Source organism: Pontibacter litorisediminis, from assembly GCF_029360645.1.
Lineage (GTDB): Bacteria > Bacteroidota > Bacteroidia > Cytophagales > Hymenobacteraceae > Pontibacter > Pontibacter litorisediminis.
In genome coordinates this window covers 28,082-43,778 of the sequence record NZ_JARDUA010000008.1, presented here as the reverse complement: position 1 = coordinate 43,778, position 15,697 = coordinate 28,082, and the positions used below count along the sequence as shown (strand labels likewise).

Genomic DNA, 15,697 nt, shown 5'->3' with positions numbered 1-15,697 from the left:
AACCGGAGTTTTACTTACATAAAAATATTACTATATTGTGAGAAGAACACGCGCAATACCTACAGACATGACGACAAACTTTCCTGTAGCGCATTTTCCCTATCGCAGGGTAGGGAGGCACGGTCTTGCCTGGGCGGCTTTCATTGCTTATGAAATCTCCGTCATCTCGTTCACTTCTACCCCACAGCGGGTGTATTGGTGGGAATATGCGGGCTTTTATCTGCTCAACATCCTGCTCTTTTACGTAAACGCCCATGTGGTGCTCCCCAGTGCCTTTGAACACCGCAGGGCACCCTGGCTGCTGTTGCTGCTCCTGCCCCTCCTGCTTCTCCTCTACATCGCCCTTCAATACGGTCTGGAGCTGTTTTACAACCTGTTTCGCCATAGCCCCAAGCAACTGAATTTCCAGCAGAAGTTTATAATAGGCTTCCTCTGGCGCGGCGTCTACTTCCTGGGGCTGAGCGCCACCTATTGGCTGGTGCGGCGCAGGATTGATAACATGAGAACCATCAACCGCCTGCAGCTGCAGCAACTTCAGGCCCAGAAGGAAAAAGTGGAGTTGGAGAAGGACTTGGTCAAATCCCAGAACGCCTACCTGCAGGCGCAGATCAATCCGCACTTTCTCTTCAACACCTTGAACTTCCTCTACAATCAGGTCATCGATGTGTCGCCCAAGGCTTCGGAAGGGGTACTCCTGCTCTCAGAAGTGATGCGCCACTCCCTGGCGCGGCTGCACGAGGATGGCATGGCAGACGTAGCCCGTGAGCTGGAGCATATCCGCAAGTATATCGCCCTCAACCAGCTCCGCTTCCAGCACCCCCTGCAGCTCCAGCTTCAGGCCGAGGGGCAATTGCAGGGGCTACGGCTTCCGCCCCTCATCCTGCTCACCTTGGTAGAGAATATGTTCCGCCATGGCGACCTGACCGACCCGGGCTTCCCGGCAAGTGTTCGCCTTCAGGTAGCGCACCACACCCTCTCCTTTGAAACCCGGAACAAGAAAAGAACCTCCTTTGTCAAGGGTGGGCATCACCTGGGCCTGCAGAATGCCCGCACCAGGCTATTGAATGCCTACGGCCCCGGCCAACAGTCCCTGCTTATTCAGGAAGACGAGCGTTACTATACGGTACACCTTCAAATCAAAGCGATATGATCACCTGTTACATTGTAGATGACGAAGCCCATGCCATCCAGATCCTGACGCGCTATGTGGAACAAACGCCCGGTCTTGCCTTGGTGGGTTCTGCAGACAATCCTTTGCAAGCCCTGCAGGCCATCAGCACCGGCCAGGTGAGCCCGCAGGTGGTCTTTGTTGACGTGGATATGCCCCAACTCTCGGGGATTGAGTTGGCAGAGTTTCTCAGCCCCTTCTCCAGGCTCGTGTTTACCACCGCCTACGAAGCGTATGCCCTGCAGGCATTTGACAAGAACGCTGTGGATTACCTGCTCAAGCCTATTACGTATGAGCGCTTCCTGAAAACGGTGCAGCGGATACAGCACTCGCCTCCCCCCTTTCCTGGTCAGCGGGCGCCCGAATCCTTTTTCATCAAAAGCGAGGTAAAGGGAAGGATCACGCGCATTGATCTAAAGGATGTGCTGTATGTTGAGGCGCTGGAAAATTACGTTCGCATCCATACCTTGTCAGGCAAGCACATCACCTACCTGACCATGAAGGAGATGGAGGCTTACCTGCCCAAAGAGCACTTCCTCCGGGTGCACAAGTCCTATATTGTGCACACCCCTTACGTCAGGGCGGTGGAAGGTAACCAGATCATTCTGGACAACGCGGACAAACTGCCCCTGGGCGCCCTGTACCGGGCCGGCTTTCTGGCCGAGGTGCATGCCCGGCTGTGGAAGAGCAAGCGCTTGCCTTGATGCCCTGCTGCTGTATACCTTTTTACTCAGTCACTTTAATTGTCAGCAAAAGTGGCACCCATGCCTGATGCTTCATTGACCGCTCACTTTATAGAAACCCCGCTAATAAAGCCCCTCATTCCGCTAGTTGGCGAAGTCTGCCAGCTACTTTACTTGGCAAATGCTCTCCGAAAACTATACAGCACTTTTTCTAAAAGGCGGATGTCCTCTGTCACGATTTCTGCCTTCGCTAACATCCCAGGTCTGTAGTGCACTGTCTTTCCATAAGTGGTGACAAGACCTTCCGGTAAGATCACCTTCGCCAGATACTCTCCATCTGGAGTAGGAACATCAGAAATATAGGCTACTTTACCTATGATGTTTCCAAATTCCTGGAAGGGAAAACTGTCAAATTTCACCAAAACAAGCTGCCCGACTTTAACTTTTCCTAAGTTTTGCTGTGGCAAATGAACCTCTCCAAAGACCGCTTGGCGCTCTACTAGGATGTGAAACAGGATTTCCCTTTGTTCTACTAACTGATTCTCCTGCAAAAACGAACTATAGACCACCTCTCCCCGTTGCGGCGCTGTGACAATATACTTTTTACGCCATTCACTCACATGGCTTTGCATCGTTTGTAGGGCCTGCGTAAGCTCCTCTTGTTCTTCCAAGATAGACTTCTCAAACTCTATGATTTCATTCCGTTTCGCGTTTTGCCGTGTGATGCTATCAAATATTTCATGCTCTACTTGTGTAAGGGGTAACCGTTTTCCTAACAGTAAACTTTTGGCATTAGAGAATTCGGTAGCAGATATAACCTTGTTCCGATACAGTTCTTCCTGCTTCTCAAACTCCTGTTCCGCTAAGGTTATGTTATCCTCGTGCAGGGATTTTCTGTGGAGCAGTGCTTGATGTACGGCCTCTAGACCTGCGAGCTCCTTCTTCAAACTGTTTCTCTTGATCTGATAGTAGCTATCTGAGTAAATCCTGTACCTTGAAAATGACTTATTAAAAACCTGAAATGGGACCTGCAATTCGCCTAAACGCTCTAGGCCAAAGCCATTGGGATCCTGCATGCGTTCGAACTCACCTTTTGATAGGGCTGCCTGCAAGGAATCTAGCAAAGTAGTTAACCGTAGCACTTGCTCATAATTTGCTGTACTTTCCATAAGAGCCAACTCCTGCCCTTGGCTAACGTTCTGCCTGTCCTCAACCAGGAGCTGCTGTACCTGGCCTTGAACATGGGAGGCGACAGGCACCGGTAAGGAACTAGAGGAGAGCACTAAAGGGGTGCTTACTACCTCCGGATAGGAAATAAAGTAGGCCCCAGCCCCCACACAGCACAGGATTACAAGGAGAATTGTTGCTCCCCATCGAAGGATCCACGCAGGAGGTTTACTGATGAAGTCATCGACTTCGTCACTGTGCACAGCTTCACGCTCACGGTATTCTATTGGCATTGATCTAGCTTTCTAATGCTAACTGATTTTGGACAAGCCGGTAATAGGCCCCTTCTTGGCAGACAAGCTCGTAATGAGTTCCTCTTTCCACAATAGTACCATTTTCCAGGACAACTATCTGATCTGCATTGCGAACCGTACTAAGCCGATGGGCCACCACCACCACAGTTCTACCTAGGAAAAAATTCTCCAGGTTCTGCATAATCTGTCCCTCATTGCTCGTATCTAAGGCGTTTGTTGCCTCATCAAAAAAAATATAGTCGGGATCTTTGTAAACAGCCCGTGCAATTAAGATCCGTTGTTTTTGTCCTTGGCTCAAACCTTGTCCCTCAGCACCAATCTTAGTGTTTACCCCCTGTGGAAGGCGTTCCACTACATCCAGGATGTTTGCCACCTTCAGCGCTTGCAGCAAGCGCTCCATGTCCACAGCTTCCTCTCCAACAGCAATGTTATTTTTAACAGTATCTGAAAAGATATACCCATCCTGCATGACAATGCCACAGTCTTTGCGCCACACTTTTTGATGAATATGCTTCAGAGGTACATGACCTGCCTGGATATCTCCCTGAATAGGCTCATAAAATTTGAGTAGCAGTTTAAGCAAAGTTGTTTTGCCGCTACCACTCATCCCTACAATAGCTGTTGTTTTACCTTGGGGTATACTCAAGGATATATTCCGCAATACTAGGGCATCAGCTCCGCTATACTTGAAAGAGACATCCCGAAGTGTTAGGGTTTTATGAGAAGGAAGCTCCATCAGCTTCGATTTATTAGCGGGCTCCTCGTCTTCTAAAATATGCACATCATTTAAGCGCTCCAGGGACAGTTTAGCATCTTGGTAGGACTTCAAGAAAAGAAGGAGTTGTTCAATTGGACTATTTAACTGCCCAACAATGTATTGCACAGCCAACATGGCACCGAGTGTCATTTGCCCCTCTAGCACAGCTTTGGCAGACAGAAACGTGATCAATATGTTTTTTGTCTCATTTAAGAAAACTGCCCCAGACTGCTGGTACTGGTCCAAGGCTAACTGTTTTGTCCTCAGTTTGGAGATCTTGGCCTGAATCTTTTCCCATTCCCATCGCTTAGACAACTCGGCATTGGCCATTTTAATCTCCTGCATCCCGTTAATGAGGCTCACCGTGTTACTTTGGTCACGCGCCTGTAAAGCAAAGCTCTTAAAGTCAAGTGAACGTCTGGGCTTTAAAAAGAGTGTTATCCAGCCAGCATAAAGCAAACTACCGATTCCAAAAACAATCAGCAGGCTAGTATCATAGGCAGCCAGCACAACACTGAATACCAGAATAGAGAAAACAGAGAATATAATCGAGAGCGTGGTCGCTGTTAAGAAATGCTCAATCTTTTTGTGATCGCTTAGCCTTTGCATGATATCTCCAAAGTGCTTCGTGTCAAAGAAAGAGAGTGGTAGTCGTGTTAGCTTTGTGACAAACTCTGTCAGTATGGAGATATTTACCCGGATACTTATATGCAGGAGTATCCAGCTCCTGATGAAATCTACTGAGGTTCTCCCAATGAATAACATGATTTGTGCTAGGAGAATCAAATAAATAAAGTTGATGTTCTGTGTATTGATCCCAACATCAACGATTGATTGTGTCAGAAAAGGAAAGATAAGTTGCAGTAAGCTTCCAAGAAGTATGCCTATAAACAGTTGAACCAATAAGCCCTTGTATGCGAGACCATACTTGAGCAGGGATCGAAAGTTAAGCTTGGAGTCTTGTGCTTCCTCCTCCAATTCATGGAATTTAGAGGTCGGCTTTAGTGCTAGAATTATGCCTGCCTCATCTGCTGACAACCAACCTTCCTTGAACTCTTTATGAGAGTACTGCATGAGTGCCTTACCAGGATCTGCCACATATACCTTGTTCCTGGTTATCTTGTAAACAACAACGAAATGGTTGCTTTCCCAAAAAACGATGCACGGTAACTGTACTTCATCCCTAAGCCCCTCAAACGTAGTTCTTAATCCTTGAGTGTGGAAACCAATACCCTCAGCAGCCTCACTAACAGCCAGCAAGGAAACCCCTAACTTGCTAAGGGAACACTTCTCCCGCAAAGCTTGTAGCGATAAGCTTTTGCCATAGTATTTGGAGATCATCCTCAAGCATGTTGGACCGCAGTCCATTGAATTCGGCTGGCTATAAAACGTAAACGAGGACATAGAATGTGATTTATGGCTTATGCAACACAAAAGCTACACTGGCTTCCACGCTGCGCAAAGGTCGCCTTTGCGTTGGTATGATGTCTACAAGTTATGAACCCATAAACAGGAGCAGGAGCTTCCTACTGCCCCGTATTCCTGTGGCTTTCAATGCTGTGTTGACGCTTTGAGATAACCAGATTTTTGAGCCTGGTTTAGCAGCCAATCGCTCATCATCTTAAGTACCTCAGGCGACAACGTCTCCTCTAAAGTGTAAGGCTCGTCATAGGTCCCCTTAATGGAGGTCTGCATGAAATGATTTACCTTTGGTAACACAACTCCGGTAAAATTGGTATTACCACCCTCACGAAGTCCGGCTTTGATCGCCGCCAAATTAGGTTCCGCAGGGGTTTGGGAGTCATTATCTCCTGTTATGGCTAAAACGGGGGCCTTGATTTTATGCTGGAACGGTGAAGGGTCGAAATGCAGGGAGTGGTATCGCCAGGGATTCATGACTGGATTAATGAACATCGCCCTGTAACGGGGCTCGATTTCAAGCTCGTCAAACCAGTTGTGCAGGTTCGCCACGGCTGCGGCACTGTCTGGTGATGCAGCCACAATTTCATAGCATTTATCAAAGATTTCGAGCTCCTGCCCCGCTTCCGGTTTTCCCTGCGCCCTTAAGGTTGCACGGTACTGCGTCTTATTGAATTCAACACCTGTTTGGCCGGCCGCAGCTAACAGCACAACCCCTGCTATCGCAGGATCCTGCGCAGCCACTATTTGGGCCATCAAGGTTCCTTCACTGTGGCCTACAACAAACACATCCTTTATCCGCAGTTTTTTGTAATCCCGTAAAGCAGCAACAGCTGCAGCTGCATCTCTGGCAAAGTCCTCTGTGAAGTTTCCAGCGTAATTTCCAGAAGACTCACCGACCCCACGCTCATCATAACGTAAAACAGCAAAGCCTTTTTTTGTAAGCGCGTCAGCCAGCACCATAAAGGTCTTATGGTAGAACTGCTCCCCATCTCGGTTATGCGGTCCTGAGCCGGATATTAAAACGATGCCCGGTACGCTTCTCCTCCCTTTGGGAGCCGTGATCGTACCTTTCAACGTAATTCCCTTATCACCTCCTGCAAAGGTTATGGGAAGGACATCATAGGAGAAAGGCCCTTGCGGAGTTTGAGGGCGAGCGGGACGCAAAGACGCTGCATCAGTAGGTTTGAAATTCAAAGGGAAGCCTCCCTTTGAACCAAAGACAGCAAACACACCTTCAATCGTCCCTGACTTATCATCATAGAACGCTTTATACATGTAGTGGCTCATATGATCTTTGATGTTGAGCAGCAGGCTATCTCCCCTCATGACCACATTGCTCGCCTGTAAATCATGCATGCCTGTTGAAGGGATAGATACAAGAACTTTCGTTTCTCCAACTCCAGAAGTCCTAAAGCTGAAGATAACCTGGTGCGTGTTAGCGCCGCCGAGGTTCAGTTCTCCAACCCAGTCTCCAGCAGGTAACCCTTGCGCTTGGCCCATACAAATTTTCATGAGGAAGCAACAGAAAAACAAAGCTTTAGCAAAAGGTATCATACGTGGATTCATTGTAATTAATTAATCAAGAGATATAAAAAGTTAAGCACCGGTTAGGGCAGTTTCCCGGTATTTTTTTGTGGCCAGCAGGGTGCGGTATGCTTTATGCAAGAAATGATACAAGACCAACTCATGTTGCCTTTGCTTTGCGTTAAACACGCGGTTTAGGAACATGTGTAAGAGACTTTGCACCAATTCCCTCAAGCTCCCCTTCTGCATGTTATAAGCAAGTACTATTCTTTCGATATGAGGCTGTGAAGACAAGCTCCGTTCATGGAATATAGCTCTGACATGACCTAAAGTCTCCCCCTGCCACTCCTCTGAAAGCAGCGCGACTACCGTTGTGGCGTGGTTGCGATAGGACTTATCCAGTTGAATACTCAAGAGCTTGTGCCCTCCATGTTCTGCAAAAAAAGCATCTCGCCATTGTTTGACCATGTCTAACTTCTCTTCAGGTTCAAACCCAAAGTCATTCAACAGGGTGTCCATGCCTATCAAAGCTGCTTTCCACCGGAACTCCTCATCCAGTTCATGCGCATACATAAAACGCAGTAGTTGGGCAACAGCTTCACTGTCATAGGTAAAAAGACCCTCGCAGTCCAGCATAGTACGTACCCCGTAACGCTCGATCTCCCGTTGGTACGTATCAACCTGAACTTTCTGTACATTGCCTGAAAGAAGTAGGGGTTGGAGACGTTCATGCATTCTGTGCAGGACGGACTGCAATAAGAAGGGATTTCTGCTGTTATTAAAACGAATGCGCAGGTGATTATCAGGGTCTCCATACCTAATAAAAAACCACTTCTCAATGAGATGCTCTTCTTTTAGTTCTTGCACCAGTGGCAGTACGGTGTCTCTGATTATCCTATCACAGATACCATGCCCGCCATATACCTTGATGTACATCCAATCAGAACCAGGGGCAAATGCCCTCTCAATAGAAGCAGACTTTGCCAGCGCGTTTCTGAAGCTGACATAATTCTCCCACGGGTTCCTTTCAACTCCTGATAGGCTGATGGGGATGACAAGCTCACTGGCATGCTTCCCATCCGGTCCGGAAACGACACAGTTATCAGGTGTTTGTAAAAACTCCACAACATGTACATATCCCTCTTTGACGATTTTATCAGTTAAAAACTTAAGACTAACACTATTTGTCGTGTCAACCAGCAACTCATTATCACCATCGACAATTTGAACAAGAGCGGGTAACTCAATTCTCTCAAAATAGTCCTTGCAGAAAGATGACAGGTTTTCCAGTTCCACCCGCTCCATTCCTGGCAATGCTTTCTTGTGCAGTACCCAACGAGCCGGTGTTAAAATAAGCTTATCATACTCGACCCTCGGCAGAAACGGTTGTTCCGCTAAAAAGCCCCAATCCCATCCGGCTAAGTGGTAGTGTGTCTCCTGCTGCTGGAGGTCATAGAAAAACTTGAAGACGGGCAGACTGGAAATATTACCGTTAAAAGCATTCGTATGCCGCGGCACAATTTGCTTTTTAAGCCGTTTCGAGCGCAAGATTACAGTATTATTCTGAACGCTGACATACAAGTCATTAATACTAATTATTTTGTCTGATGCACATGTAGATCTTGAGAGGTAGGGAATTTCGTATTCCCTCAGTTGAGGACGTAACAATACGTTCCCATGCCGGGCTTGGGGAAGATGTGTAACTTCTGCAACTATAACCGAGTCATCTTGTGGCTCTTCCTTTAGCTGCATTGCAGCCTGCTCTGCCAGCTGCTTGCTACCGTGACAAAAACGGCTTATCAGATTTAAACTGGAATAGCCGCTAATAACCCTAAGCTGGAACTTCCAGTCCACTTCAGAGGAATGACTACCCTGGTTGTGCCTGAGTAGAGTGCCGAGCACACTGGCCCCTCCTGCGTTGCTCCCCTTGTAGTTCGACATGCTTTCAACATCTTCATCTGTCAGGTGCACGACCTTCTTTCCCTGTGATACAGCTTGCAGCACCTTGTTAAGCAACAAGCTTTCCCTCTTTCCCCATTCGATGTTAGTTTGTGCAGCACTGCTGCTTTGGAAGTGGAACATATCAACAAGCGGGGTATTGGTGGCTTGCCCCGGGGTGAAAACATCATACCCAATCCCAAGGTCTGGGTCTAGCACATGGGTTAGTGGCACTTCCTCCGTTTGGTACCTTGCCAAGAACTTTTCTTTGAATCTCTCAAGCCTTTGGTTCGGTTTAGGGGAAAATATTTTGTGAAGCTTTTCAAATTTGCGCTGGATATAGGATTCGACCTCACAGCTAATCGTACCTTCTGTTGTCTGAGCATACATGTCTACTTGGACATAATGCTTACTGGTAACAGAGGAGACTAAGCTGTCTAAGCTAGTCAGTGTATTGAGGTATTTTTTTACTCCAACTTCTTGCGAGGCAAGCTCTTGTGAGATAGCTTTTAGTTTATCCCTTTGTAATTCGGTCCCGTTTAATTTTCCAAGTTTGTCAATAATAATGTCCACGTACTGATCACCTGTCATATTAGGTTCAAGCTCGCTTACCAATACCTGCGCTTCCTCTAGGGCTTTTAAATAATCCTGTACCTCTTCCGTACTGATATCGTCCTGAAGAAGAACATTGCTCAGGCTCTCCCAAGTCGCACCATTTTTTGCCCCATCCAGTAACTTCTCCAAATAAGGAGTCCACTCAATTGATGAGATGCTAAAAGAGCGGTAAAAGTTATCATCGATGGTGACCTCTATATATTTGTACATATCTCCCGCTCTGTAGAGACTGCTGTTTGGATAAAAAAGAAGCTGCTCCTGTAGATGCGGAGCTCGAACTAACTCCTGCCCCAACTTTGTCGTGCAGTTCATATCTAATCTTGCATGACGGCTGAAGCTTTCTTTAGCCCTCAGCACAACTTTTGTGTCCGTAGCAGGCCTCAACATAGTAGTACCAGCAAAAAGACCATATGGCGTAGACCTGCTGCTCATCCTGCAGAGGTAACGGTATAAACTAAGCGAAAGCTTTTGCACCTCCTTCGATGAGTCCTGTAACTTGCCGGTTGTCCACTGCTCGTATTGCTCATAAAGCGCAGGCGAGGCAACATACATAGCCTCCTCCAAAAATGGATCTGAAGAGACAACCTGCTTGATAATGGATGGGAAAGCAGCTGGTTGGGAAGAAAGTTTTGCGTTCAGGCTTAACAGAAACTCGACAGACAGCACTGGAGTCCGTAATATGCAGAAGTTCGTTTTCATGGTGATTAATTTAAGAGAAGTGCACCATCCCAGCCTGTGAGTTCTGAATCCATCAGCCCCATCAAAGCAAGCCCTATACCGCTATATCCATACAGCAGTCCACAATCTTCCTTTAGCCCTTCCAGGTTACATATAAGGTTTTTATGAGTCAGACATTCGCCAGTTTCCCGTATGGCGATCTCTTTCCATTGATGTATGGCTGAAGCCATCTTATCATCATGAAAGTACCCGTTTATCTTGTTCAACAGGTAAGCAACGCCTATTGCCCCATGGCAGAAAGTTGGGTCAATCGTACCATCCTCCTTCACGACGCCCGAATCTTGTATGGGTACTGAAGCACAGGACAGTGCCAATTTATGGGCAGCAGCCAACCAGCTTTCACAATCAAGTGTCTTAGCGGCTTTCGTTAAGGTCCAGGCGATAGACAGGTCCCCGTAGCACCAGGCAAGCTTATATGCTTTCGTTGTAGAACTAGTGGAGGTATTGATGGCAGGATAGGTAACAAAATATGGCATCTTGAAAATAGCATGTTCCTCAGTATCCTCAACAGAAAGGAGCCAACCGACTGCTTTTTGGATTAAAGGCGTTATTCTGTCACGGAAAAGACCTTTCTCATAAATTGCGCAAAGCAACAGGATGATTCCTGACGTGCCATGTGCAATGCCACAATCACACCATCTTGGCGACCCCTCAATGGTGGGTACTAACAGATCCTTTTCCTTGTTGTGCCATGTGAGATAACTTCCTACAGGAATAGCTTCTTTTACCAGTGTATCCACAATGCGGGCTAAACCATCTACAGCCCTTTGCTCTGGCACTCGCTCAAGCAAGTAAATTCCTTTGCTGACATACCCATATAATGGATCATACTTATGATTCTTGAGATCCTTATTTAGAAAATCATCCACCACGCCGTCAATGTCTTCTAATACATCATCGATGTCAACTGAGATCATCCCTTCCTTATGCAATAACCTGAGTACCCAGGCTAAGCCAAGGACCCCTCCTCCATATGAATAAACATCATGTTTATCCTTATATTGATCGAAGAGCGCATACACCTCATCAATACGCTCCAGCGCTTTATCAAAGTATTTTTCATTCTTTGTGTGCTTTGACAGATAAGCGTAAAACAGAATATGCGCTGTTCGACCTGTCAGCAGTCCCATTACTTGATACTGATCGTTATAAACTGCTTTTTCTAGACGTGGCAATAATAAATCAACAAGGTTTTGAGGTGGTCTTATATCAACGTTTACCATGGTTTATCTAAATGATCAGTTCTTATAAGGTGTTAAGATTGTGTCTTCCCTTTCTTTACTTCTTCATCCCTGAGACATTTCACATTGAGAAGATAATAAGACCAAAGTGAGGCTTTATAGGGGAGGTTCCTCATTGGCCCTCGGCATGCGGTTGTCTCTTTAGGTTATGTTATTGGTGAAAACAGCTACATTTTAACCTTTGGATTGGTTAAGGTTAAAAATAAACACATGACACACAGCATGTTTATTTTTGTACCATTATGTGCTGATACAGTGAAATGACCAACGAAATTACTTTGTTGGCTTTTGTATTATTAACATGGACAGCCTTTAGTACAATCTGGGATTGCCACACAAAGCGTAATGGTCGATTCTTTTGTAGCACAGTTAGCGGAGCATGTACCTGTAGCTGCTGCTACATACCCCCCTACTATTCCTTCTAATTGGTCGTTGTTCAATTTTGCAACTACAGTTTTCTTTAGCGATAATTTTTTTATTGATTTCATATCTTAAATATTTAGAAGTTAAAAATGGTTATTGATTATTTTTATGTAATCGCACGCTGTGTGCCACGTGTTCTTCAGTATATGGCAATCTAGAAATGTGAGCAGTTGCATTTTGAAAGTGTACTGCTAACTAGCATCCCTATAAGCTGTGACGTTCTAGGCCATACACCTAAGATTGTATGATTTAAACAGATTAGGTATTATTTTACACCAACTCCGAAGAATGCAGGACGAATAGTCCAAAATCAAGAAGCTTTGTCGCGTTCTATCTCTTTCACTTCTGTGAATTCCGATTTGCTTCTTCCTTTCCACGGCAGGATGTGGCCAAGACGCATCAAGGGCTGCATCTGTGCTTCAAGTGTGTTTTTGCAAAGAATGGGCAACAACTATGACTGGAAAGGATCGCAGTAGATGGCCTTGTTGTATAGCAGGCAGTACCATGGACACCGCTTTGCTAAAGATGGCCTTACCACCTTCTAGCTGATTTACAAAATGTATTTAGCCCTGTTAAAAGGAATCACGTATGATTATTTCTTGCTTTCGCCAGAAGTGAGCTAAACTCTCTCCATAAACAGTAATACAGCACCAGCTCCTGCTGCCTCGGCTGATCTATAAGTAACCTGTTCAGGTGCATGTGCATCAGGTCAGAGATTAAACGCTTTCTTCTTTCAGGCGGGAGACGCCTCGCCCGTTGCGCCATACCAGCCAGGGCTTCTCTAAAGTGACATTCGAGTCTTCTCCACTTCACCTTGGAGAGGCAATCCGCACTGCCTGTCCCCGGCAGAACACCCGGTAACTTGCTGATTTCCCTGTATTTAGTGGCTAACTGTACCTTAAGTTCTTTCGTCTGCCCGAATTCCCTATAAAAGGAGGCATACACCTGGCCCAGCAACGCCACCTTTTCTGCTACACCCAGGCCAAAAGCATCCAGAATCGTAATCATGCCGTCAAAAGCCATGCGATAATACAAATACGCACCATCTGAGAAACGCGTACCCTTTATAAAAGACACCACCAAGGCACTACTGGCGCAGAATACCTGCTCTGCCGCCTCGATCAGGGCTGGACTGTACCTTTCCAGTTCCCGCTCGTAGACCGCCAGCTGAAAATCCTGAACAAACCCTTGCGCTACGAGCTTGCCTAGCTTACGGCTCATCTTGTCCAGCACATCCCCTGACTCGAATTTTCCCGCAGCCAGGCGCAGCCTTACCCGCAAATGATAGGCAGGATCACGATAACGTACAAAGAACCATTGGGTAATTTCCCCTTCTTTCCTGAGCCTCTTGAACAGGGGGTACAAGGTTTCAGTCAGGACACTGTTAGCACGGGAAGGGTGGCAATAGATTTTAAAGTACAGCCACTCATCGCCCGGCACCCGCTTTCGCTTTTTCATCAGGGGCCTCCTCCCGGAGCGAGAAGGGAGCAATCTTTGCCGGTACACCGGCTGGTCATGGTGCGCAGCGGCCAGGAACTGATGAACATAGGGCTGATGGGCACCATCTGTCACTGCTGGCGCTGTTTCATCTGTAAAGGGGAACTCTTTCAGCGTTAAATCAGCCTTACCCTGCAGGTTCTCTAGCAGCAGCACACGATCCCTTTCCTGCTCCAGATCAAAAACCAATTGCTGGTCATGCTGCGTGAGTGCCAGGTTACGCGGCCAGTGCAACTCTTGGGCCAACTGCCTCAACTGCTCTTGTTGCCGTGCCCTCGGCACCTGTAGCACCCGCTCCAACTGCCCCTTTCCAAGATGCCAGCTTGCCAGCTGCAGGATAGCCCCCTTGTACTCTACCCGTGGATAGTAGCTTAGCTTTGGGAAAAGGCGGCTCATATCCAGGCTAAAATTACTGTGCAGCCCCTGGTACTGCAGGTCGCACAGGAAGCGGAAGATGGCCAAATCATCCCGCACATAGTTAAAGGCGGACCCCAGGCGCGGCACGACCACCTTTTGCAAGCGCTCTGACCACAATACTATTTCTCCCCTTTCCACATGCACCCAAAGCTCCGATAAGTGGATTTGTCGCTCCTCAGGGAACGTGGACTGCACGAGCACCGGTATTTCATAGGAGCGGATGGCAGCCCGCCGGTCAATGTTAGCCGTGTGGGCATCACTGACATGAGCAATCTCAGCAAACACTACCTCTGGGTTAACCTGCTCCTCAGCCTGCGCTATCTCCTGTGCCATGGCCTGCACGGAGGGGTTCAAGGGTGTGAACCTTCCCAGCAGGGCCGTGGCACTCACCCCTCCTGCCTGCTCAACGTACACCTGCTCCCCCACCACCCTGAACAGCACCGCGGTGCTGGGTGGCAGTACGCCCTTGCTCTGACCCGCTGAAAGTTTTTCAACATCCTGCTCTGTCAAACGAATAGCGGAAGGATAAGGACCGGCTGCCTGCCATTTCTCTAGCAGCAGCGCATGCGCCGCAGACCACTCCACCACTTGTTTCCGCGCCCCCGGGTTATCCAATGAAAGCTCTTCTAACAGCTTTGGCACCTGGTAACTGACAGCAAGCTCCTCATAGCCTACCCCAAGTTCGGGGTCAAGCGCCACAAGTAGCGGAACGGCGCGTCCCTCAAATTTTTTCTCAAAGGCCCTGATGAACTCCTTTAGCCCCGCAGGCAGTGCCTGCGGGACAAGACGCTGCAGGCAGTGCAGGGCCTCCAGAATCTTCGTTTGGTAGGCGGCACACAGACTATTTGCTACTAAGCCTTTTTCCAGGTTTGCATACACTCTTCCCTTGGAGTATTCCTGGTCTGCCCGTATGCGCAAAAGGGCATGCTGCCAGTCGGCACGCGTCTTTCCGGCCTCCTGAAGTTCTTGTAGAAGTTCCTGTAGGTGCCGCACTCCTGGCGTGTCTACCCCCAGCTGGACGCAGACTTGGAGCAGGCGCTCGAGGTAATCTTGCCCAGTGATGTTCATGTGCAGATTAGAAGTTAGCACCTGCTCGGCTATCAGCTGCCCCACGTACGCTTCGCTCTCCTCTGCCCCCACAGCTGCCTTACGCGTAACAAAATCTACCAGGGCCTGCCTGGTAGGTCCTTTACCGCAGAAGCGAAGCACCTCCTGGAGCAAGCGGTCACCTTGTAGGCTGTCAATAGAGAAAGCCCTCCTCTTCGCCAGCTTGTCTTCTGTATACCGCAGGTACCGGTAACCTCCCGGCACCTTATAAAGCGACCGGTTCGGTTTAAAGCGCTGATGGGGAGCGAGTTCATCTGTCAATAGCTTCTCCGCCAATTGCAAGGTCTCGGCAAATGTCAGGTTGAGGTGCACCTGCAACGCTTTCTCTTCCAGCTTTAGGGGCTGCCCTGCACCAGGTGCCCAGGAGGCGATAGAAAAGCCGGAGAAAAGGCCGAACGGAGTCGGCCGAAAACACATTCTGTTCAGGTACTTCCGCAGGCTTACTTTGACTTTCTGGGGCAAGGCCTCATAGTTGAACCCCGTACTACTTAATGCTTGGAAAAGAGAAGGGCTGGCTAGCTGCAGGGCCGCCTGAAAATAAGGATCATGTACCAATTTGCTTAAGTCAGCCGTCGCGTAAGCTGTAAAGGGGAAGGCAGGCGTACGCAGGAGTAGCCTGGGGTAAAGTTTGAACATAGCTGTATAGTTAGGTGCGATAGAAGCGCACTAATATAACTATATTTGAA

The 15,697-nt window shown here is 47.8% G+C and carries 9 protein-coding genes; 2 read left to right on the top strand and 7 right to left on the bottom strand.

What is annotated here, in order from left to right:
- Window positions 1-67: 67 nt before the first annotated feature.
- Together PXG97_RS18840 and PXG97_RS18835 are read left to right on the top strand one after the other, a co-directional pair.
- Window positions 68-1,150 carry a sensor histidine kinase gene (locus PXG97_RS18840; protein WP_276499382.1) on the top strand — a complete coding sequence of 361 codons (1,083 nt, stop codon included), beginning with the start codon at window positions 68-70 and terminating at the stop codon, window positions 1,148-1,150.
- On the top strand, window positions 1,147-1,872 hold the full coding sequence (locus PXG97_RS18835) for a LytR/AlgR family response regulator transcription factor (RefSeq protein ID WP_276499381.1): 726 nt from the start codon (window positions 1,147-1,149) through the stop codon (window positions 1,870-1,872). The genes PXG97_RS18840 and PXG97_RS18835 overlap by 4 nt, the downstream gene beginning before the upstream one ends.
- A 149-nt stretch (window positions 1,873-2,021) precedes the next feature.
- Here the strand turns inward: PXG97_RS18835 and PXG97_RS18830 are convergent, their stop codons facing one another.
- From PXG97_RS18830 to PXG97_RS18805, 7 genes are all read right to left on the bottom strand, one after another.
- Window positions 2,022-3,311 carry an HlyD family secretion protein gene (locus PXG97_RS18830; protein WP_276499380.1) on the bottom strand — a complete coding sequence of 430 codons (1,290 nt, stop codon included), beginning with the start codon at window positions 3,309-3,311 and terminating at the stop codon, window positions 2,022-2,024.
- Between the two features lie 4 nt (window positions 3,312-3,315).
- On the bottom strand, window positions 3,316-5,493 hold the full coding sequence (locus PXG97_RS18825) for a peptidase domain-containing ABC transporter (RefSeq protein WP_276499379.1): 2,178 nt from the start codon (window positions 5,491-5,493) through the stop codon (window positions 3,316-3,318).
- Window positions 5,494-5,640: 147 nt separating this feature from the next.
- The gene (locus PXG97_RS18820; RefSeq protein ID WP_276499378.1) at window positions 5,641-7,065 is read right to left on the bottom strand and encodes an alpha/beta hydrolase family protein; all 1,425 of its coding nucleotides are present in this window, start codon (window positions 7,063-7,065) and stop codon (window positions 5,641-5,643) included.
- 42 nt (window positions 7,066-7,107) lie between these two features.
- Window positions 7,108-10,287, bottom strand: a complete 3,180-nt coding sequence (locus PXG97_RS18815) for a lantibiotic dehydratase (RefSeq protein WP_276499377.1) — start codon at window positions 10,285-10,287, stop codon at window positions 7,108-7,110.
- A 5-nt stretch (window positions 10,288-10,292) separates the two neighbouring features.
- The gene (locus PXG97_RS18810; protein WP_276499376.1) at window positions 10,293-11,549 is read right to left on the bottom strand and encodes a lanthionine synthetase LanC family protein; all 1,257 of its coding nucleotides are present in this window, start codon (window positions 11,547-11,549) and stop codon (window positions 10,293-10,295) included.
- 314 nt (window positions 11,550-11,863) lie between these two features.
- Window positions 11,864-12,055, bottom strand: a complete 192-nt coding sequence (locus tag PXG97_RS21510; RefSeq protein WP_420851821.1) for a class I lanthipeptide — start codon at window positions 12,053-12,055, stop codon at window positions 11,864-11,866.
- Window positions 12,056-12,572: 517 nt separating this feature from the next.
- Complete coding sequence (locus PXG97_RS18805; RefSeq protein WP_276499375.1) at window positions 12,573-15,647, bottom strand: lantibiotic dehydratase; 3,075 nt, start codon at window positions 15,645-15,647, stop codon at window positions 12,573-12,575.
- Between the last annotated feature and the right edge of the window lie 50 nt (window positions 15,648-15,697).

What these genes read in the sequence shown, in the direction of transcription:
- PXG97_RS18825 (WP_276499379.1), bottom strand. Translation starts at nt 5,493, where the DNA reads ATGTCCTCGTTTACGTTTTATAGCCAGCCGAATTCAATGGACTGCGGT.
- PXG97_RS18835 (WP_276499381.1), top strand. Translation starts at nt 1,147, where the DNA reads ATGATCACCTGTTACATTGTAGATGACGAAGCCCATGCCATCCAGATC.
- PXG97_RS18840 (WP_276499382.1), top strand. Translation starts at nt 68, where the DNA reads ATGACGACAAACTTTCCTGTAGCGCATTTTCCCTATCGCAGGGTAGGG.
- PXG97_RS18820 (WP_276499378.1), bottom strand. Translation starts at nt 7,065, where the DNA reads ATGATACCTTTTGCTAAAGCTTTGTTTTTCTGTTGCTTCCTCATGAAA.
- PXG97_RS21510 (WP_420851821.1), bottom strand. Translation starts at nt 12,055, where the DNA reads ATGAAATCAATAAAAAAATTATCGCTAAAGAAAACTGTAGTTGCAAAA.
- PXG97_RS18810 (WP_276499376.1), bottom strand. Translation starts at nt 11,549, where the DNA reads ATGGTAAACGTTGATATAAGACCACCTCAAAACCTTGTTGATTTATTA.
- PXG97_RS18830 (WP_276499380.1), bottom strand. Translation starts at nt 3,311, where the DNA reads ATGCCAATAGAATACCGTGAGCGTGAAGCTGTGCACAGTGACGAAGTC.
- PXG97_RS18815 (WP_276499377.1), bottom strand. Translation starts at nt 10,287, where the DNA reads ATGAAAACGAACTTCTGCATATTACGGACTCCAGTGCTGTCTGTCGAG.
- PXG97_RS18805 (WP_276499375.1), bottom strand. Translation starts at nt 15,647, where the DNA reads ATGTTCAAACTTTACCCCAGGCTACTCCTGCGTACGCCTGCCTTCCCC.